Origin of the sequence: Gordonia sp. i37, from assembly GCF_002043085.1 — a bacterium.
Taxonomy (GTDB): Bacteria; Actinomycetota; Actinomycetes; order Mycobacteriales; family Mycobacteriaceae; genus Gordonia; species Gordonia polyisoprenivorans.
Genome location: NZ_MVPX01000094.1, coordinates 1 through 17,983 on the forward strand (window position 1 = coordinate 1; position 17,983 = coordinate 17,983).

General features: G+C 66.2%; 17 protein-coding genes. 9 read left to right on the forward strand and 8 right to left on the reverse strand.

Features of this window, described 5'->3' with window-relative positions:
- From B1964_RS04080 to mdo, 3 genes are all read right to left on the reverse strand, one after another.
- The coding region (locus B1964_RS04080; protein ID WP_079928960.1) for a VWA domain-containing protein at positions 1–1,196 on the reverse strand (1,196 nt) is incomplete at its 3' end.
- A 13-nt stretch (positions 1,197–1,209) separates the two neighbouring features.
- Positions 1,210–2,385, reverse strand: coding sequence for a MoxR family ATPase (locus B1964_RS04085; protein ID WP_079928948.1), 1,176 nt, complete (start codon positions 2,383–2,385; stop codon positions 1,210–1,212).
- 172 nt (positions 2,386–2,557) lie between these two features.
- The gene (gene mdo / locus B1964_RS04090; RefSeq protein WP_079928949.1) at positions 2,558–3,829 is read right to left on the reverse strand and encodes an NDMA-dependent methanol dehydrogenase; all 1,272 of its coding nucleotides are present in this window, start codon (positions 3,827–3,829) and stop codon (positions 2,558–2,560) included.
- 272 nt (positions 3,830–4,101) lie between these two features.
- On the opposite strand from mdo, the gene B1964_RS04095 reads away from it, so the two are divergent.
- Positions 4,102–5,055, forward strand: a complete 954-nt coding sequence (locus B1964_RS04095; RefSeq protein ID WP_043457263.1) for an L-lactate dehydrogenase — start codon at positions 4,102–4,104, stop codon at positions 5,053–5,055.
- Between the two features lie 31 nt (positions 5,056–5,086).
- Here B1964_RS04095 and B1964_RS04100 read toward each other — a convergent pair whose 3' ends face one another.
- The 4 genes from B1964_RS04100 to B1964_RS04115 form a co-directional block, all read right to left on the reverse strand.
- Entirely contained in the window at positions 5,087–5,503 is a 417-nt protein-coding gene (locus B1964_RS04100; protein ID WP_231386606.1) for a hypothetical protein, read from the reverse strand.
- A 119-nt stretch (positions 5,504–5,622) separates the two neighbouring features.
- Positions 5,623–7,191: an amino acid permease gene (locus tag B1964_RS04105; RefSeq protein WP_079928950.1), complete on the reverse strand. Its 1,569-nt coding sequence runs from the start codon at positions 7,189–7,191 to the stop codon at positions 5,623–5,625.
- 134 nt (positions 7,192–7,325) lie between these two features.
- Positions 7,326–7,646, reverse strand: a complete 321-nt coding sequence (locus B1964_RS04110) for a transcriptional regulator (RefSeq protein ID WP_079928951.1) — start codon at positions 7,644–7,646, stop codon at positions 7,326–7,328.
- Positions 7,643–8,107, reverse strand: coding sequence for a hypothetical protein (locus B1964_RS04115; RefSeq protein WP_079928952.1), 465 nt, complete (start codon positions 8,105–8,107; stop codon positions 7,643–7,645). The genes B1964_RS04110 and B1964_RS04115 overlap by 4 nt, the downstream gene beginning before the upstream one ends.
- A gap of 141 nt (positions 8,108–8,248) precedes the next feature.
- On the opposite strand from B1964_RS04115, the gene B1964_RS04120 reads away from it, so the two are divergent.
- Positions 8,249–9,091, forward strand: a complete 843-nt coding sequence (locus B1964_RS04120; protein ID WP_079928953.1) for a DUF2786 domain-containing protein — start codon at positions 8,249–8,251, stop codon at positions 9,089–9,091.
- Positions 9,092–9,095: 4 nt separating this feature from the next.
- Here the strand turns inward: B1964_RS04120 and B1964_RS04125 are convergent, their stop codons facing one another.
- Complete coding sequence (locus B1964_RS04125) at positions 9,096–10,049, reverse strand: hypothetical protein (protein ID WP_079928954.1); 954 nt, start codon at positions 10,047–10,049, stop codon at positions 9,096–9,098.
- 75 nt (positions 10,050–10,124) lie between these two features.
- Between B1964_RS04125 and B1964_RS04130 the strand changes: the two genes are divergently transcribed.
- The 7 genes from B1964_RS04130 (at position 10,125) to B1964_RS04160 (ending at position 17,957) form a co-directional block, all read left to right on the forward strand.
- Entirely contained in the window at positions 10,125–10,652 is a 528-nt protein-coding gene (locus B1964_RS04130) for a TIGR04338 family metallohydrolase (protein ID WP_079928955.1), read from the forward strand.
- Between the two features lie 9 nt (positions 10,653–10,661).
- The gene (locus B1964_RS04135) at positions 10,662–11,402 is read left to right on the forward strand and encodes a tyrosine-protein phosphatase (protein ID WP_079928956.1); all 741 of its coding nucleotides are present in this window, start codon (positions 10,662–10,664) and stop codon (positions 11,400–11,402) included.
- Positions 11,403–11,511: 109 nt separating this feature from the next.
- Positions 11,512–12,432: a LysR family transcriptional regulator gene (locus B1964_RS04140; RefSeq protein ID WP_079928961.1), complete on the forward strand. Its 921-nt coding sequence runs from the start codon at positions 11,512–11,514 to the stop codon at positions 12,430–12,432.
- A gap of 86 nt (positions 12,433–12,518) precedes the next feature.
- Complete coding sequence (locus tag B1964_RS04145; RefSeq protein WP_079928957.1) at positions 12,519–14,117, forward strand: long-chain fatty acid--CoA ligase; 1,599 nt, start codon at positions 12,519–12,521, stop codon at positions 14,115–14,117.
- A gap of 185 nt (positions 14,118–14,302) precedes the next feature.
- Positions 14,303–15,538: an NAD(P)/FAD-dependent oxidoreductase gene (locus B1964_RS04150; RefSeq protein WP_079928958.1), complete on the forward strand. Its 1,236-nt coding sequence runs from the start codon at positions 14,303–14,305 to the stop codon at positions 15,536–15,538.
- The gene (locus B1964_RS04155; RefSeq protein WP_079928959.1) at positions 15,535–16,146 is read left to right on the forward strand and encodes a GDSL-type esterase/lipase family protein; all 612 of its coding nucleotides are present in this window, start codon (positions 15,535–15,537) and stop codon (positions 16,144–16,146) included. The genes B1964_RS04150 and B1964_RS04155 overlap by 4 nt, the downstream gene beginning before the upstream one ends.
- A 68-nt stretch (positions 16,147–16,214) precedes the next feature.
- Positions 16,215–17,957 carry a beta-ketoacyl synthase N-terminal-like domain-containing protein gene (locus tag B1964_RS04160; protein ID WP_253193879.1) on the forward strand — a complete coding sequence of 581 codons (1,743 nt, stop codon included), beginning with the start codon at positions 16,215–16,217 and terminating at the stop codon, positions 17,955–17,957.
- The last annotated feature ends 26 nt before the right edge of the window (positions 17,958–17,983 follow it).

Here is a 17,983-nt window from a genome sequence, read left to right on the forward strand (position 1 = left end):
TCGTCGTTGCTGCGGCGCAGGGCGTCAGTGACCCGCACCGGCCGGTCGACGAAAGCGATGACCTCGCAGCGCTCGCCGTGACGATGCAGGGTCTGCGCGAGCCGCAACAGAAACCCCGCCACCGGTCGCACCGACAACGAGACATCCACCAGCAAGAGCAGACGGACGGGCCCGGCGTGGGTCGTGCGCCGCCAGAGTTGCACCGGCACACCATCGGTGGCCACAGCCGCACGCATGGTGCGACGCATGTCGAGGCCACCGTGATCGGTGCGTCGAACAAGTTTCCGGGGCGCGCCACGCATACGTTGGACGAGCCGATGACAGGCCCGATCGATGTCGGCTTGATCCGACCACAGGGGACCAGTGGGCGAATCGGCGGAATCGACATCGACACCCGATCGCGCCGCCAGGTCCAGTCGCGCCGCCAGGGCGTCGACAAACACCTCGAGTGCCCGCTCCAACTCGGCGCGTGCAGCTGCGTCGAGGCCGTCGGCACCGTCGGTACCATAGGCGCGTCGTGCGTCGAAATCGGCGAGGGCGTCGAGGATCGCCTGCGCGCCGGCGACTCCCAGCGGGCTGCCATGTACCCGTGCGGCACTCCCGACGAGTTCACCGACGCTCGACGAATCAGCCTCATCCACCTCGATGGTGTAGGTGACCCCACCCGAGACGGACGCGGAATCCTGGTCGACGCCCAGTGATTCGGTACCCCCCGACACGGTGAAGTCGTTCTCCTCGCGGTGCGCGCTCTCACCGTGGCGTTGTCGGGCGTCGGGGTCGTCGACGAGGAGATCGCCGATGTCGTCGGTGTGCTCGTCCGCCCCGATCCGCCGGCCGGCTCCGGCGAAGTCCTCATCCCACTCGACGTCGTCGGGCAGGTCGGCGGCGGCGCCACGCGGTCGGGGGAGCGCTTCGTCTCCGGCGTCGAGCGGCCAGCTGCCGAAGAAGGCGTCGAAGGCGCGATCGAATCCTTCTGTCTCGTAACCGTATTTGACGCTGACCGAGCGCAGTGCCGCGCGGAGGCGATCGGTGTCACCGCCGACGATATCGAGTACTCGACGGATCTCGATGACCTCGGCCGGTGAGACTGCGACCCCGGATCCGCGCAGGACGCGGCCGAACAGGACCGCCAGCCGATCCAGCATGTCATCGCGCGGACCGGCCGGAACTCGCGGATGCCGTTGCGGGGAAACCATTGTCGTCGGCCGGTCAGGGGCGCTGAGAAGACTGGCGCTGAGAAGACTGGTGCTGGGAAGACTGGCGCGAGGACGTCTGGCGCTGGGATGTCTGGCGCGTGGAACTGCGGGCACGTCCGGCGCCGAATGCAGTGGCCGTGACCGACCCGGATGCCGCGGCTCCGTCGGTACGCACCTCTGCGTGATCGGAGTTCTCACCCGACGGGGAATCCAGTTCTCGTCGAGCGAGTTCGAGGTCGCTGCCGAATTTGACCAGTAACGACAGGAGTGCGCGATCGGCGACAGCTCGGTTGTCGTCACCGGTGCTGCCGAGCAGCGACGCGGCCCGCGCGGCGTCGATGACCTCGGCGATGGAGGGGCTCTTGCGCAGTGGGAGGTCACGCAGGCGGCGTGCGAGATCGACGACCTCGGCGATCACCGATTGCTCGACGTCGGGTGCGCGCACACCGACGATGCGGCATTCGCGGGCCACGTCGGGATAGCCGACCTGAAAGTGCAGGCATCGGCGTTTGAGAGCGGGCGAGAGTTCGCGAGTGTCGTTGGAGGTCAAGATCACCCACGGCGAGGAGCGTGAGGTGAAGGTGCCGAGTTCGGGGACCGTCACCTGTCGTTCGGCGAGGACCTCGAGCATGACCGCCTCCATCGCCTCGTCGGTCCGGTCGACCTCATCGACGAGCAACACCATCGGTGTTGCCGACCGGATCGCGGCGAGCAGCGGGCGGGCGACGAGGAAGTCCACGGTGTACACGCCGATGTCGGTGCGGGTCAACGCCGCCGAGGCGGCCGACAGATCGGGTTCGGCGGCCAGTTCGGCGCTGATGCGGTCGCGCAACATCTGCACATGTAACAGCTGCCGGGCATAGTCCCATTCGTAGAGTGCCCGGGCCTCGTCGAGTCCCTCATAACACTGTAGCCGGATCAGGTCCCGACCAGACGCTGCGGCAAGGGCTTTCGCGAGTTCGGTCTTGCCGACGCCGGCAGGTCCCTCGAGAAGCAACGGTCGGTCCAGCAGTGTTGCGAGATGGACCACCACCGCGAGATCGGAATCGATGACGTAGCCCTGCTCGTCGAGTCCACGGATGAGATCGTCGACGGTGTCGAAAGCGAGTTCCTCGACGGAGTCGACCGCGAGTTCCTCGACGGTGTCGAGGGAGACCGGTGTGGTGGGCAGGGCCGAGGGTTCGGACATGACTCCTCTTCGTGGATCGGGTTCGTCGATCAGCTTCGTGGGTCGGCTCGGTAGGGCGTGCGGGCGAGGTGCGGGTCGGCCCGGGCGAGGGGACAGGTCTCGTCCCCGCCCGGGCCGACCCACGGTGCGGGAGTTGCTCAGGCTCCCGGTCTGTGTGGCCGGCGACCGACGGTCAGTAGCTCCCCGTCATGGCGTGGGTGACCATCGGGATCAGCGACTCGACGGTGCACTCGCGCGGGTTGCCGGGTGTGCACCAGTCGTCCATCATGTGCTCGGCGATCGCCCGGATCTGCTTGTCGGAGGTGTCCATCGTGTCGCCGCGACCCTCGTACTTGCCGGTGTTCATCCGGTTCTTCTCGTAGCTGCCGACGCTGAGTTGGCCGAAATTGTCCGGGATGCCAAGGTCTTTGGAGAGCCGGATGGCCTCTTCGACGGCGGCGTCGGCGGCCTGCACCGTGGTCATGTTGGTGGTGTCGACGCCGAGCAGCGCGGCGATGTCGGCGTAACGCTCGTAGCGACTCGGCAGGTTGTACTCCCAGACGCGTGGCAACGCGATCGCGTTGTTGAGTCCGTGGTGGCTGTCGTAGAACGCCGAAACCGCATGTGAGAGCGAATGGATCAGCCCAAGACCGCCGGAGTTGAACGCCTGTGCCGCAATGTATTGCGCGTGCATCATGCCGGTCCGCGCTTCGAGATTGCGGGGCTCGTAGACGGCGGTGCGCAGGTGATCGCGGATGAGCTCGATGGAGTACTTGGCGTTGCCCAGTGATGGCGCGAAGTCCAGCCGCGAGACGTACGGCTCGGAGGCGTGTGCCAGCACGTCGAAACCGCAGAACGCGGTGAAGTGCTCGGGGCAGCTGTAGTAGAGCAGCGGGTCGTCCATGGCCAGATCGACCAGGCAGGTGTCGTCGAAGGCCACCCACTTGTGCGGCTTGTTCATGTCGGAGGTGTCGGTGATGACATACGCCCACGAGGTCTCCGACCCGGTGCCCGCGGTGGTGGAGATCGCGATGTGCTTGGGGTTCTCCTTGTTGGTGGCCTTCGAGAAGCCCTCGAACTCGTTGATGTTGCGCCCGTCGTGCGCGATGACCATTCGGGCGCCCTTGGCGGCATCGTGACTCGAGCCGCCGCCGACGGAGATGATGCCGTCGCACTTCTCGCTCTGATAGAGCGCCGCGGCGTCCATGCAGTTGTAGTCCTTGGGGTTCGACTCGACCTTGTCGTAGAGAACGACGTCGACACCTTGGTATTCGATCTTGCCGACGAGCTCTTCGATGATCCCCGACCCGCGCAGACCGGTGGTCATCAGCAGGACACGGCTCATGCCGAGGTTCTTGGCCTCGACTCCGAGCATGTCGTGCGCGCCGACACCGAGTTTCGCGTTGGGGAAGGGATGGAAATCCTTGATCGGGAAGTCCCAGATCTGGTTCAGCTCGATGGCCATGACGGTCGATCTCCTTGCATCGCTGTGGGGTGACACTTCGAGGATGTCGTCGGCATCACACCTCACACAAGAACACCTGAACATATAATCAGATGTTCAGTCCAGCAGGTGAGTGGGGAACTGTCCGGTCGGACAGGGCGAGCCCGTCGTCGTGGGTGGGCGACCTGCCGACGAGGTGAAGAGCCGATGACGGGTGTGGTCGTTGCACGGCGGCGTCGGGACCGATGGGATAGGACTGGACACGTATGGGCCCGATCGACGCGGAGGTAGTGATGAACACACGAGGTACCAAGCTGGCGGTCATCGGGGCAGGCGCGGTGGGGACGGCGGTCGCCTACGCGTCGTTGATCCGCGGCGTGGCACGCACCATCGCGCTGATGGACATCAACACCGCAAAGGTCGAGGCCGAGGTTCTCGACATGTCGCACGGACTCGAATTCGTCCCGCGCACCGACATCATCGGCGGCGACACCATGGACGTCGTCGCCGACTCCGACGTCGTGGTGTTCACCGCGGGCGCGAAGCAGAAGCCCGGACAGTCGCGGCTCGAACTCGCCGAGGCGACCATCGGTCTGACGCGGGCGATCCTGCCCAAGGCCGTGGAGGCCGCGCCGAACGCGGTGTTCATCATGGTGACCAATCCGGTCGACATCGTCACCAATGCGGCCCTGAAGATCAGTGGGCTGCCCAACAATCAGTTGTTCGGGTCGGGCACGGTACTGGACTCGTCGCGCCTGCGGTTCCTCATCGCCCAGCACGCCGGAGTGGCCGTGCAGAACGTGCACGCCTACATCGCCGGCGAGCACGGCGATTCGGAGATCCCCCTGTGGAGTTCGGCGGCCATCGGTGGCGTCCCGCTGAGGGAATGGAAGCCGCTACCGGGCTACGAGCCGATCGATGAGGAGGTGCGCCGGCGCATCGCGCACGAGGTGGTGCACGCCGCGTACAAGATCATCGACGGCAAGGGTGCCACCAACTACGCGATCGGCCTGGCGACCACCCGCATCGTGGAGGCGGTACTCAACAACGAACACCGGGTGCTGCCGGTGTCGACGCTGGCGACCGGGTTCGAGGGCCTCGACGACGTGTGCCTGTCGCTGCCGTCGCTGGTGGATCGCACCGGATGTGCGCAGCGCCTCGACGTCAGTGTCGACGACACCGAGCGTGCGGGTCTGATGGCCTCGGCGGACACCCTGCGGAACATGCAGAAGCAGTTCGGTTTGTGACGGTCGCCGATCGGCAACGGCCCTGCCACGCTCAGGCGAGCGCGGTCTGGATGGCGTTCTGGTAGCGCTTCTGCTGGTCGGCGGAGGTGCCGGCCGGGAAGTCGACGACGACGTTGAGGACCTGGAACGACTGCAGGTGCGCGCCGAGATAGATCTCCGCGCGCCCGGTGGTCTGGAACTGCATCAGGGTGAACTGATCGGTCGCGAGCGCTGAGGTACACCCCGCGCTCGGGCAGACCTGTGCGGTCACGATGTGCTGATTGGTGACGGGTAGACCCTGCCTCGACACCTCGTCGGCGGTGTTGGTGAGCGTGCGGGGATTGACGTTGTTGTCGACACTGCGCGAGGCGGTGTCGGCGCCCGTCGGGTCGTCGGGGCGCGCGCACGCCGCGGGTAGCAGGGCGCCGCAGCAGATCGCCAGCACGGCCACCGCACGCCGTATCGTCATCGACCCCATGTCGTGCTCCCGTCGTCGCATCCTGTCTCGGCCACGACGTTACTGGTGCGGTGACGACCGACGGTCGGCACCCGGGCCGGGCGCCCGGATTGTCGGGGCGGGTGGCCCGGTCAGGTCTCCTGCAGGAGGACCGGATCGGCGGTGACCTGTGTCACCGGTCCGGTGAACCACTTCTTGACCGACAGGTGCCAGTACACGTACAGCGCGACGAGGGCGCCGCCGACCAGCAGCGGCGTGTAGTTGACGTACTTCCATGCGAATCCCGGATCCCACGGCATGCCGCCCAACGACGTCGGGAACATGGCGATGATCGAGGTCAACGCGATCTCGGCGAGTGCCAGCGGGGCGATCCACTTGTACTTCGAGCCCAGTGTCCACGAACCGGATTCGAAGGAATCACCTGCGCGCCAACGGAAATAGATGGGCACCGCGAAACACAGATACAGCCCGACGACGCCGATCGAGACCACCGCGAAGAACGCGACCGGGACCGGTGCACCGTTGATGTCGACGGCGACGAGGGCCGGAAGTGTGATGATCGCGGCCACCGCGGCGGTCACGATGACGGCGTATGCGGGAATCCCCTTGGCGTTCACCTGCTTCCAGATCCGGTGGCCGGGAACGGCGCCGTCGCGGCTGAAGGCGAACATCATCCGCGACGCACTCGTCTGGCAGGCGGCCGTGCAGAACAACTGGCCCGCGGTGGAGATCAGCAACACCACACCCGCCCACCGGGAGGTGAGGGCCTGGGTGAAGATCGTCGCCACCGCGCCGCCGCTCTTGGACACCCCGTCGGCGTCCTGTACCGCGAAGAGAAAGCTGAGCAACAGAATCCAGCCGCCGATCGCCGAATAGGCGATCGAGCGCCAGATGCCTTTGGCCGCAGCACCGGCGGCGCCCTTGGTCTCCTCGGAGATGTGGGCCGACGCGTCGTAGCCGGTGATCGTGTACTGCGTCAGGATCGCCGAGATCGGCAGGACGTACAGGATGAATCCGGCGTGTGAGGTGGCACCGCCGAAGATCCCGGAATTGTTGACGGTGCGGGCGAACACGTCGGAGAACGACGCGTGCTGATCCGGCACCAGGAAGAGGATGAGAATCACTGCCGCGGCACCGAAGACGTGCCACCACACCGACACGTTGTTGATCATCGACAGCAGATGCCCGGAGAAGATGTTGATCAGTGCCGCGGCGATGAGAATGATGACGAAGATGATGAACACCCGGGTGAGACTGTAACCGGCCAACCATGATTCGCTGAATGTGCCGATGGTGAGGTCGACGAAGGTCGCTGCGCCGTAGGCCACCGAGGCGAGGATGGCGACCAGACCGATGAGGTTGAGCCAACCGGTGTAGAAGCCGGCCTTGGAGCCGCCGAGTTTGGACGCCCACCAATAGATTCCGCCGGAGGTCGGATACGCCGAGACGAGTTCGGCCATGCAGAAGCCGATGAGCAGGATGAACACCGACACGATGGGCCAGCCCCATGCGATCGCCGCGGGGCCGCCGTTGTTCCAGCCCAACCCGAACGAGGTGAAACATCCGGACAGGATCGAGATGATGGAGAACGAGATCGCGAAGTTGGAAAAGCCCGACCACGAACGGTGCAGCTCCTGGGTGTAGCCGAGCCGGGCGAGGTGGGCCTCGTCCTCGTTGAGAATTTCGTGCCCTTCGGGCATGGCGCGCCTCCATCGTCTCGGCCGAGAGGTGAAGCGCCGTTGCTGCACTGGTGATCAGTGCAGACGATAAGCCCGGGAGTCGAGTACCGCTGCCCGATATCCGATAGATCCGATTTGCCGTTTATGGGGGAGACTCACCTGTCGGGTTCGGCGAGGGAGTCGGCACGCGGCTGGTCGACGATTGCGCGGAGTGCGGCGACGTGCCCGTCGAACGCCTCGCGTCCGGTCGGGGTGAGCCGGGCGCGCACAGTACGGCGTCGCCCCGTCGACGGTCGCTCGGTGCTGACGTAACCGGCTGACTCGAGAGTGGTGAGTTGTTTGGACAGTGCCGAATCTGACAGTGCCAGACGCTCTTTCAGGTAGGAGAACTCGGCCCAGTCGGTGGCCGCGAGGGTCGCGACGAGGGACAGTCGGGTGCTGGGGTGGATGATCTCGTCGAAGCGTGGCACGGTCACGGCAACACCCGGTGACGGATCGTGGTGAAGATGGTGTTGCCGCCGAAGCCGATTGCGGCACCGACGATCACCGCGGCCCAGGTGGCGGCATGGGTGGCGCCGTCGGCGTCGAGGCCGAATCCGAGGCCGATGGTGCATGCCACGGCGACGAGCAGGATGGCGATGACGATCAGCGGAATGCGGCGGTCGGTGACGGAGCGGCGCAGTTGCACGGTGCGTCGCGCGCGTCGGCCGTCGAGCAGGCGGGAGGCGGCGATGGAGTGTCCCACGGCGAAGGCCACGGTGGCGACGGTGGCTACCCACACCGGGGAGAAGTCGGTCAGGATGCCGAGGACGATCCATCCGAGTCCCATGATCGACCAATAGATCTGCGGCAGGCCGACCTCGTCGGCGACGCGCCGACGAGCGGAATCGACGTCGGTGAGTGCAGCTCGTGCCTGCTCGGGAGTGATGTCGGACATGGCGGCCTACTTTCGCTCATGGGTTTCCTGCCTGGAAAGTAGTTTCCACTTTCCTACTGGGAAAGTCGATGGGTGACCGACTCGACCGAAAAAACTCGGCGCCGAGTGGAACCGATCGGCCGTCGAAATAGTCTGATTCATATGCGCGACGACAAACTGCTCACCCGAATCGCGGGGCTCCTGCGGCAGGCGGAGAACACCGACAACCCACACGAGGCCGAGACGTTCATGGCTGCCGCACAGCGGCTGGCCACCGCCTCGGCGATCGACCTGGCGCTGGCGCGGGCCCACGACCCGGCCGCCCGAACCACGACCCCGATCTCGCGGCAGATCGCCATCGGCGAGACCGGCAAACGCGGACTGAAGACCTACGTGCAGTTGTTCGTGGCGATCGCGCGGGCCAACGATGTCACCGTAGACGTCGCCGGCAACTCGACGTTCGTCCTCGCGTACGGTTTCGAATCCGACATCGACACGTGTGAGGCCCTGTATACGTCCCTGGTGGTGCAGATGGTGACGGCCAGTGATGCCTACCTCCGCTCGGGCGACTACCGCAACGAGACGTCGGCCCGGGTGGTGCGGCGCGGTCAGGGCTGGCACACGCGGAAGGTGGTGGAGCGAAAGCCCTTGGCCCCCATCACCGCGCGGCTCAATTTCCAGTCGGCGTTCGCCGAGCGGATCGGCGTCAGGTTGGCGCAGGCGCGTGACGAACAGCGACAGGAGGCGATCGCCGCCGACGCGGAGTCGACGCCCCCGGGTGACGGCCGACCGTCGACGTCGACGGCCATCGTGTTGCGTAACAAGGAGATCGAGGTCACCGACTTCTACAAGAGTGCGTCCCAGGCGCGCGGCACGTGGCGTCCCACGAGTGCCTCGGCCGGATACTCCGAGGGCGCTCGGCGCGCCGGAGACCGAGCGGGACGGCGCGCCAAGATCGGCGCCGACCCCGAATTCGGGGCACCCCGAGGAGCTCTCGAACGATGACGCGTCACGGATGTCGATCGTCGGCTGCCGCCGGCTGATCGGGCAGGGCGAAGGGGCTCGGTGGCACGGGCACGGGGACGGGGACTCCGGTGAACGTTCCGACGCGTCTGCCCCAGACGCCGTCGTCGGTCGCGACGGCGTGCACGACGGTGGCGCTCACGACGAGGATCGCGGCGTAGAAATACAGCCAACTGATCGCGAGGAACACCATGCCCAGCGTGCCGAACCGATTGACTGTTGCGGGGACGGTCTCGGGCAACACGATTCGGCTGCCGATGAGGTACACCGTGATCAGCGCGCCGGTGAGGGCGCCGTTGACCGCGAGCAGACGCATCGGCACCTGATGCGACACCATCAGGCGCGGCACCACGGTCCACAGCGCCCACCACGTCACGAAGCTGGCGAGGACCACGATCGTCAGACCGAGCGGCCCGACACCGTGATAACGGACTCCGAAGATGCTGATGTCGCCGAGCGGGGTGATCAGACCCTGCACCATCACCGCGACCGGAATGAGGAAGATCACCGCGACCCACCGCCACCAGCCACGCCACGAGAGTTTGTTCACCCGGAAGGTTTGCATGTACATCCGCCCCAGAGCCCGGGCCAGCGACGTCGCACCGGCGATCGTCATCAGCGCGCCGATGACACCGAATGCGGTGGTCGTCGAGGTCGACAGAGAAGCATCGAGGCGAGTGGGGTTGACGCCCAGGTTGTTCAGGGCTTCGTCGAGATAGGTGCGCCCGACCGGCAGGGTGGTCAGCAGGATGACGATCGGCAGCACCGACGTGAACGCCTGCGCCGACAGCGTCATCGACCGATCCGACAGGCTCGCCGTCGCCAGCTCGCGCGTGATCCGCAGGATCACCGACGCGCCGGGCAGTGCGAGGGCCCGATCGGTGAGGTCGCCGGCACGCCCACGCCATCGCTCGTCGCGGCCGGACACCCCTGGCTTCATCGGCCGTCCTCCCTCATGTCGTGGCTGTGGAGATCGTAACCGTCGGCGTGCGGGGGTCCGGTTAGCATCGAGTCGATGACTGCGCGTGATTCGGGTCGGTCCCGACTGTATGAGGCCGAGCGGCTGGTGCACCGGATGTTCGATCGGGTGGGCTCGGCCCGAACCGTGCAGATCGCCGGCACCGAGCTGACCCTGCCCGCCGAGGCGCTGTTCTCCTCGGTGGAGTCGGTGCGCTCCTACGTCGAGCGGGTGTTGGCGATGAACTCGGTGCGACAACGCTTTCCGCGCGCATCGGAGCCGGTGACGGTCCGGGCCAGGGGAGGATACCGGGCGGCGGAATACCGGCGCGACATCGGTGAGATCGCCATCCCGGACTCCCGGGAAGGGCGCTGGGCGCTCCGGGAATTGGTCATCCTGCACGAGGTGGCACATCACCTCGACGACGCGACCGGACCGGCGCATGGCCGGGGTTTCGTGGTCACCCTCACCGACCTCGTCGGTGGGGTCCTCGGGCCGGAGGCGGCCTTCGTCTTTCGCGTGGTGCTGACCGACTCGGGTGTCGGCGCAGGACGCCGGAACGACAGCCCGCGGCGCATGCCTTAGCGTGAGTTCATGACGGTTTCTTCTCCCGGTCGGATCGAGCTGCCCGGTTCCTTCAACGTGCGCGACGTCGGGGGTCTGCCCACCGCTGACGGCCGCACGGTCAATGGCGGACTGTTGTTCCGCTCGGCGCATCTCGGCCGGCTCGACGACGCCGGCCGGGCAGCGTTGGACAGTCTCGGCGTCGACACGGTCATCGACCTGCGGTCGGGCCGAGAGTGTGAGGCAGAGGGCGCCGACGCGCTGCCCGATCACATCGAGGGGCTGGTTCTGCCGTTCCATCAGAATCCGGTCATCCCGACGTCGTCGCGGACCTTCTCGGCCGATGCTGCGCGCGAGCACCTGATCGAGGTCTACGGCACATACCCGACACTCGAGGGGGCCGGGCGGGCGATCCGAACGATCATCGGATCGGTCGCGCTCGGACGAACTGTCCTGGTGCACTGTTCGGCGGGCAAGGACCGCACCGGGTGGGCGGTGGCTGCCGCATTGCGTGCAGCGGGTGTCGTCGAGGACGCCATCGAATCCGACTACCTGCGCAGTAATGACGCGGTCGAGGATCTGCGGGCGATGCTCGCGCGCCGGTATCCCGACGCGGACATCCCCGCCGATTATCTGGGTGTGCGCACCGACTATCTGCGTGCGGCCGACGAGGCGATGATCGCCGCACATGGTGATCCGGCGGGCTACCTGGCTGCCTGTGGCGTCGACGCAGACACGCTCGGGCGGTATCGGGAGCGCGTGGTCATGTGACCTGAACCACGCGATATCCACCAGCTGTTGTGGCCTGCTGTTCACCGCACGTTACTACCTCTCGCTACGGTTGATCCGAATCGACTCCGGACACGTGAGGGGTGGCATCGTGGAGTTCAGACACCTGGCCTCGTTCATCGCCATCGCCGAAGAACTCCACTTCGGCAAAGCGGCAGCGCGCCTTCATCTCACGCAACCCTCACTGAGCGCTCAGCTCCAGAAACTGGAGAAGTCTCTGGGGGTGCAGCTCGTCGTTCGAAACTCGCACGAGGTCCGACTGACCTCCGCGGGCGAGGACTTCGAGGCGCACGCGCGACTCATCATGCGGCAGATGGAGCAGGCGGCCAGCTCGGCGCAGTCGACCGCGGCCGGACTGTGCGGCTCGTTGAACGTCGGCTACAACATGCCCGCGGGTCGCTACATCCTCCCGTACGCGATGGCACGGATGAGCAGGGAGCACCCCGACATCTCGATCTCGCTGTGGGAAAAGCGAACCGGGCCCCAACTCGCCGGTCTCGTGGACCGGTCGCTCGATCTGGCGCTGGCCTATGGGCGTCCGCACGGGGCGCACTTCCGGCACCGCCGACTTCTTGCGAACATCCCGATCGTGGCCATCGTCGGCCGCAGCCACCGCTGGGCCGGCCGCAAGGTGGTCCGCTTCTCCGATCTGGCCGGCGAACAGTGTTTGATGTTCGGCCGTGACCAGACCCCGGCGATGTACGACGCGATCTTCAATGCGGCCGCGGATTGCGGCATCGAGGTCAGCGTCGCCCAGTCGGCCGACGATCCGGGTGCCACCGCCCACATGGTCACCGCCAAACCCCTCGTGGGGTTCGCGTCGTTGCCTCGTGCTGTTGCGGTCGGGCTCGGTGCCACCGGACCGGACCCCGTTGCGGTGAAACTGGTCGATCCGGTTCCGGTGCTCGACCTGTATGCGGTGTGGCGTGCGGAGGAGACGAACGCTGCAGTGGCACATTTTCTGGATTGCATCGAGGTGAACGGTCCCGAAGAGCACCGCATGGTGGGCTGAATTCGTCCACGACGATAGGCGATTTCGTTCGCGCGGTAGCTGTTTGGCCGTTGCCCCACCGTCGGGATACGACGAAAATCGGTGGTATGAAACCTATTTCGTTCGGCCCGGGACTCGAATTACCCGACCCGTGCTCGTTGTATCCGATGGTCGCCAAGGTGTCCAGCCGTGGTCTGGATCAGCTGTCACTCGGTGACGGCCGGCGTCGTCACAGTCGCGCAGAAGTGATTGCCGACGTGGAGCGCGTCGCGAGCGCGCTGTTGCATTGCGGTGTCGGAGCGGGTGATCGGGTTGCGGTGCTGGGACGCACGGGACTCGACTGGGCGATCATCGATCTGGCGGTGCTCGCTGTCGGAGGCGTGATCGTGCCGATCTACCCCACTTCGTCGGCAGCGCAGATCGCGCACATCGTTGCCGACTCGGGGGCGACCGCGTTCTTCGGCGAGACCGACGACGATCTCGAACGGCTCAGGGTTGCCGGCGCCGGGCAACCGTGGCTGTTCGCCGAGGTCTCCGCCTGGAAGCCCACGCGGCATCCCGAACTGCTCGAACGGATCGGTGCGGTGCGCGCCGACGACCTCGCGATGATCGTCTACACCTCCGGGACCACGGGCGCGCCCAAGGGCGCAATGATCACACACCGAAACATGTATGCCTCCGCGGCAAACACCGTCAAGCAGACCGAGGGCATCTTCGACGGCGTGACCGCACTCGGCCTCCCGCTGTCCCACGTATTCGGCCAGACGATCCTGTTCGCGTGTCTACTCGCGGGCACCTCGACTCATCTGTTTCCCGGAATTCCGCAACTGATCGCCGGGCTCGACTCGATTCGGCCCGATTTTCTCGCTCTCGTACCGTATGCGCTGGAGAAGATGCGCAAGGCCGACAACGGTACCCCGTCGACCGACCGATGGGGTTCTCGTTTGCGCTTCGTGATCTCCGGAGGTGCCTCGCTCGACGAGTCCACGGCGCGATTCTTCGCGCAGCACGGAGTCACGATACTCAACTGTTACGGCATGACCGAGGCGGCCACCGCTGTCACGGTCAGCGCACCGTCGACCAACAGGATCGGTACGGTGGGTCGCCCGATCCCCGGCACCGAGGTGGCGATCGCCGACGACGGCGAGGTGCTGGTTCGTGGCGCGAATGTGAGTCCCGGGTATTGGGGGTCGGCATCGGTGCAGCACATGGTGGATTCCGAGAAGTGGTTGCACACAGGTGATCTGGGTCGAATCGATGATGGCTATCTGCAGATCACGGGTCGGCGCAAGGAAATCCTGGTGACCTCCGGTGGCAAGAATGTTGCACCGACGGTCCTCGAGGACCGGGTCCGGCTGCATCGGCTCGTCAGCAATTGCATCGTGATCGGCGACGGCAAACCGTTCGTGACCGCTTTGATCACGCTCGACACCGCTGCGCACGAACGCTGGTGCGCGGCCACCGGCAGCGGTCCGGGCCTCGACGACGACGATCTGCGCGTCGAGCTGCAGCAGGGTGTCGACGACGCCAACTCGTTGGTGTCGCGGGCCGAGGCGATCCGTGGCTTTCTGGTCGTACCCGGTGATTTCACCGTGGAATCCGGTCTGCTGACGTCCTCGCTCAAGCTTCGGCGGGCGGCGATCGAGGCCGCGTACTCCGACGCCGTCGACGCCCTGTACGGGACGGCCACCGGACGGACGGCCTGACCGTCCGTGGTCGGGGCCACCGGGTGTCCTCCGAGGGAACGATAGAGCGCAGCAATGGTGCGATGGGCAAGCGTTGTTCGTCCGGGCCTGCCCATTCCGCCGGAGGCATGCTGTGGGCATCACCCTACCGGCCTGGACCGAACGAGCCGAGGGCGACCAAAACCGAACAGCGAAAGGACTTTCCGATGTATGACGTCATTGTGGTAGGCGCCCGGGCGGCAGGTGCACCCCTCGCGATGCTGCTCGCTCGCCGTGGGTTCCGCGTGCTGGCGGTCGACCGGGCCCGTTTTCCGAGCGACACGATCTCGACCCATTACATTCACCAGGCCGGACTGGCACGTCTGCGTGACTGGGATCTGCTGGATACGTTGGTGGCCACGGGATGTCCGCCGGTCCGTCATCTCAACTTCACCTACACCGACATCACTCTCGCCGGTTTCGCCGACCCGATCAGCGGGATCGACGCCGTGTACTGTCCGCGTCGCACCGTTCTCGACGAGATACTCGTCGACGCGGCACGACGCTCCGGCGCGGAGGTGATGGAGGGATTCACCGTCACCGACCTCCTCGAGGAGAACGACTCGGTGGCCGGAATCCGTGGCCGCGACGGTGACGGGCGATCCGTCGAGTTCCGGGCGCCATTGGTGATCGGCGCCGACGGAGCGGGATCGACCGTGGCCAAACTGGTTGGCGCACAGATGTACAAGCACGCTCCTGCCGGATGTTTCATCTTCTACTCCTACTACAGCGGCCTGGACTGGGGCATGCAGCACCGGACCGGATTCGGCGAGCAGCAGTTCGGGTCGTGGCCCACCAACGACGGTCTCTCGCTGGTCGCGGTGATGCGCCGCCGCGACCGATTCCGGGACTTCCGTGCCGATCCCGATGCCGGTGTGCAGGAGATCGTCGATGCGGTTGACCCGGTGTACGGCGAACAACTGCGCGAGAACGGTGAGCGAGCCGAGCCTTTCCGGCCGATGCTGTACCCCGACAACTACTTCCGTCGTTCCCACGGACCCGGATGGGCGTTGGTCGGCGACGCCGGTTACCACAAGGATCCATTCACCGGTCTCGGTATCACCGACGCGTTCAAGAACGCGGAACTGCTCGCCGATCGGATCACCGAGGGCTTCGGTGGCGCGCGGCCGATGGCCGAGGCGCTCGAATCGTACGAACTCGAACGTGATGCCGCGAGCGTGCACAGCTTCGATTTCACCGTCGCCATCTCCGACCTCTCCCTGACGCCGTACCACGACTCGGTGTTCCGCGCCGCCAGCCACAGTCCTCGGTACACCAAGAAGTTCTTCGGCCACATCGGTGGCGGGATCTCCGCGGAAGAGTTCTTCGATCCGGAGGCACTCGCGGAGCTGTACCGCGAGGTGGACCTGCCCGAGGCCGACCGGCATCTGGTGCCGGCATGAGTGGCGCTGGTGTGGTGACCCTCGGCGACAGTTTCGTCGAGGGGCGAGGAGATCTGCGCGGCAACCTTTTCCACGGTTGGGTCCCGAGATTCGCGGGGCAATTGGGGGTACCGGCATCGCGTGTGCTCAACCTGGGTGCCCACCAGGCGACCACCACCACGGTGCTCGACGAGCAACTCGGGCATGCGGTGCGCCAACTCGCCACCCATGCCGCCGTCGTCGGGGTGGTGGTGGGTGTCAACGATCTCGTCAGCGACTACGACCCGCGACGGTTCGAACACAACCTGCAGACGATCTTCACTCGCCTCGCCGCGACGCGAGCTGTGGTGTTCACCGCCAACTATCCGGATATTCCTGCGCGACTGCCGGTACCCGACCGATTCCGGGACCTGCTGCGTGCCCGCTTCGCCGAGGCCAATCATCTGTTGGCCGGTGTCGCCGCGACAACCGGTACGGAGTTGATCGATCTCGCCGCCGACAGCGCGTGGACCCGTGCGGAGATGTGGAGTCCCGATGGGCTGCATCCGAGCCCACGCGGGCACGCCGACTTTGCCGAACAGGCCGTCGCGGCGGTGTCGGCGCGTACCGGCACGATCGTCGCCGCCTGACCAACCCGCACCGCGCATGCCCCGGCGTGCGCGCGTTGACCTGCACTCACTTTCGCCAAGGAGAACCCGTGACCACCGTGCCTTCCGCCGATGTCGGCGCGCCCACCGGCGCCGACACCGATCGTCATGTCCAGCGCAGACTCGCGCGCAATCCCATCGCCATCGTCGGTATGTCCGGGCTGTTGCCGCAGGCGGCCGATCTGGGCCAGTACTGGCAGAACATCGTCGACGGCGTCGACTGCACCACCGAGGTGCCGGACTCACGGTGGAGCCTCGACGACTACTTCGATGCCGATCCGTCCGCTCCGGACAAGACCTATTCGCGACGCGGGGCCTTCTTGCCGGATGTTGCATTCGATCCGTTGGAGTTCGGGCTGCCCCCCAATCAGCTCGAGGTCACCAGCACCATGCAAACGCTGAGTCTCGGTGTGGCGCGCGATCTTCTGCTCGATGCGGGCGCGCCCGGCTCCGAGTGGTACGACCCGAGCCGTACCGGTGTGGTGCTCGGCACCACCGGGCCCGTTCCGCTGATGCATCCCTTGGCCGCACGGTTGTCCACCCCGGTGCTCAGAGAGGTGGCGCGTAGTTGCGGGATCTCCGACGACGATGCCGATCGTCTTGCCGAGAAGTTCACCGCGGCGTTCGCGCCGTGGGAGGAGAATTCGTTCCCGGGGCTGCTCGCCAATGTGGTGGCCGGGCGTATCGCCAACCGGCTCGGTCTCGGCGGAATGAACTGTACCGTCGACGCCGCATGCGCTGCGTCTCTCGCCGCGATCCGTACCGCGGTGGCCGAATTGGTCGACGGACGCGCGGACACCATGATCACCGGTGGCGTCGACACCGAGAACTCCATCTTCATCTACATGTGTTTCAGCAAGGTCGGCGCGCTGTCGAAGACCGACGCGATCAAGCCCTTCTCCGACAACGCCGACGGCACCCTGCTCGGCGAGGGCATCACCATGCTGGCGCTGCGCCGGCTGTCCGACGCGCAGCGCGATGGCAACCGGATCTACGCCGTCATCCGTGGTCTGGGGTCCTCCAGCGACGGCCGGTCCAAGAGCATCTACGCCCCGCGCGCCGAGGGACAACTCGTCGCATTGCGGCGCGCGTACGCCGATGCCGAATGCTCGCCGACGTCGGTGGAGCTGTTCGAGGCGCATGCCACCGGAACCGCGGTCGGGGACCGCACCGAACTCACCGCTCTCGGCGAGCTTCTCGCCGACGGGTCGGAGACCCGGTTCGCCGCCGTCGGAAGCGTGAAATCGCAGATCGGCCACACCAAGGGGGCAGCGGGCACCGCGAGTGTGATGAAACTGGCTCTCGGACTGCATCATCGGGTGTTGCCGGGAACCATCAACGTTGCCGCACCGAACGCCGCGATCACCGCCGACAGCCCCTACTACGTCAACACACGTACCCGGCCGTGGATTCGTGACCCCCACCGGCCGGTACGGCGTGCGGCCGCATCGGCGATGGGGTTCGGTGGCACCAACTTCCACGTCGTACTCGAGGAGGCACCCGGTTCGCTCGGCGCGACCCGACCACTGCACTCGGTGGCTCGCGCACACCTGTGGCATGCGCCGGACGTGGCCACCTTGATCGACCGGGTGCGCACCGAGTCGCCGGTGGACGGTGACGTCCCGGCGGACGAGGTACGCGTGGGTTTCGTCTCGTCCGACGACGCGAACGCCGAGTATCTGCGGGAGGTGACCGTCGAGCAACTCATCGCGCAGCCCGGCGCGTCGTCGTGGCGGCACCCGGAGGGGATCTATGAACCGCCCCGGGTTTGTCGGAGGCTCTCGAACCTGTGAAGGATGAAGAGCATGGCAGCACCACG

Excerpts from the sequence above, each read along its gene's own strand:
- B1964_RS04125 (WP_079928954.1), bottom strand. The coding sequence starts at position 10,049 with ATGAAGCCAGGGGTGTCCGGCCGCGACGAGCGATGGCGTGGGCGTGCC.
- B1964_RS04105 (WP_079928950.1), bottom strand. The coding sequence starts at position 7,191 with ATGCCCGAAGGGCACGAAATTCTCAACGAGGACGAGGCCCACCTCGCC.
- mdo (WP_079928949.1), bottom strand. The coding sequence starts at position 3,829 with ATGGCCATCGAGCTGAACCAGATCTGGGACTTCCCGATCAAGGATTTC.
- B1964_RS04085 (WP_079928948.1), bottom strand. The coding sequence starts at position 2,385 with ATGTCCGAACCCTCGGCCCTGCCCACCACACCGGTCTCCCTCGACACC.
- B1964_RS04135 (WP_079928956.1), top strand. The coding sequence starts at position 10,662 with ATGACGGTTTCTTCTCCCGGTCGGATCGAGCTGCCCGGTTCCTTCAAC.
- B1964_RS04100 (WP_231386606.1), bottom strand. The coding sequence starts at position 5,503 with ATGACGATACGGCGTGCGGTGGCCGTGCTGGCGATCTGCTGCGGCGCC.
- B1964_RS04155 (WP_079928959.1), top strand. The coding sequence starts at position 15,535 with ATGAGTGGCGCTGGTGTGGTGACCCTCGGCGACAGTTTCGTCGAGGGG.
- B1964_RS04145 (WP_079928957.1), top strand. The coding sequence starts at position 12,519 with ATGAAACCTATTTCGTTCGGCCCGGGACTCGAATTACCCGACCCGTGC.
- B1964_RS04130 (WP_079928955.1), top strand. The coding sequence starts at position 10,125 with ATGACTGCGCGTGATTCGGGTCGGTCCCGACTGTATGAGGCCGAGCGG.
- B1964_RS04095 (WP_043457263.1), top strand. The coding sequence starts at position 4,102 with ATGAACACACGAGGTACCAAGCTGGCGGTCATCGGGGCAGGCGCGGTG.
- B1964_RS04150 (WP_079928958.1), top strand. The coding sequence starts at position 14,303 with ATGTATGACGTCATTGTGGTAGGCGCCCGGGCGGCAGGTGCACCCCTC.
- B1964_RS04115 (WP_079928952.1), bottom strand. The coding sequence starts at position 8,107 with ATGTCCGACATCACTCCCGAGCAGGCACGAGCTGCACTCACCGACGTC.
- B1964_RS04120 (WP_079928953.1), top strand. The coding sequence starts at position 8,249 with ATGCGCGACGACAAACTGCTCACCCGAATCGCGGGGCTCCTGCGGCAG.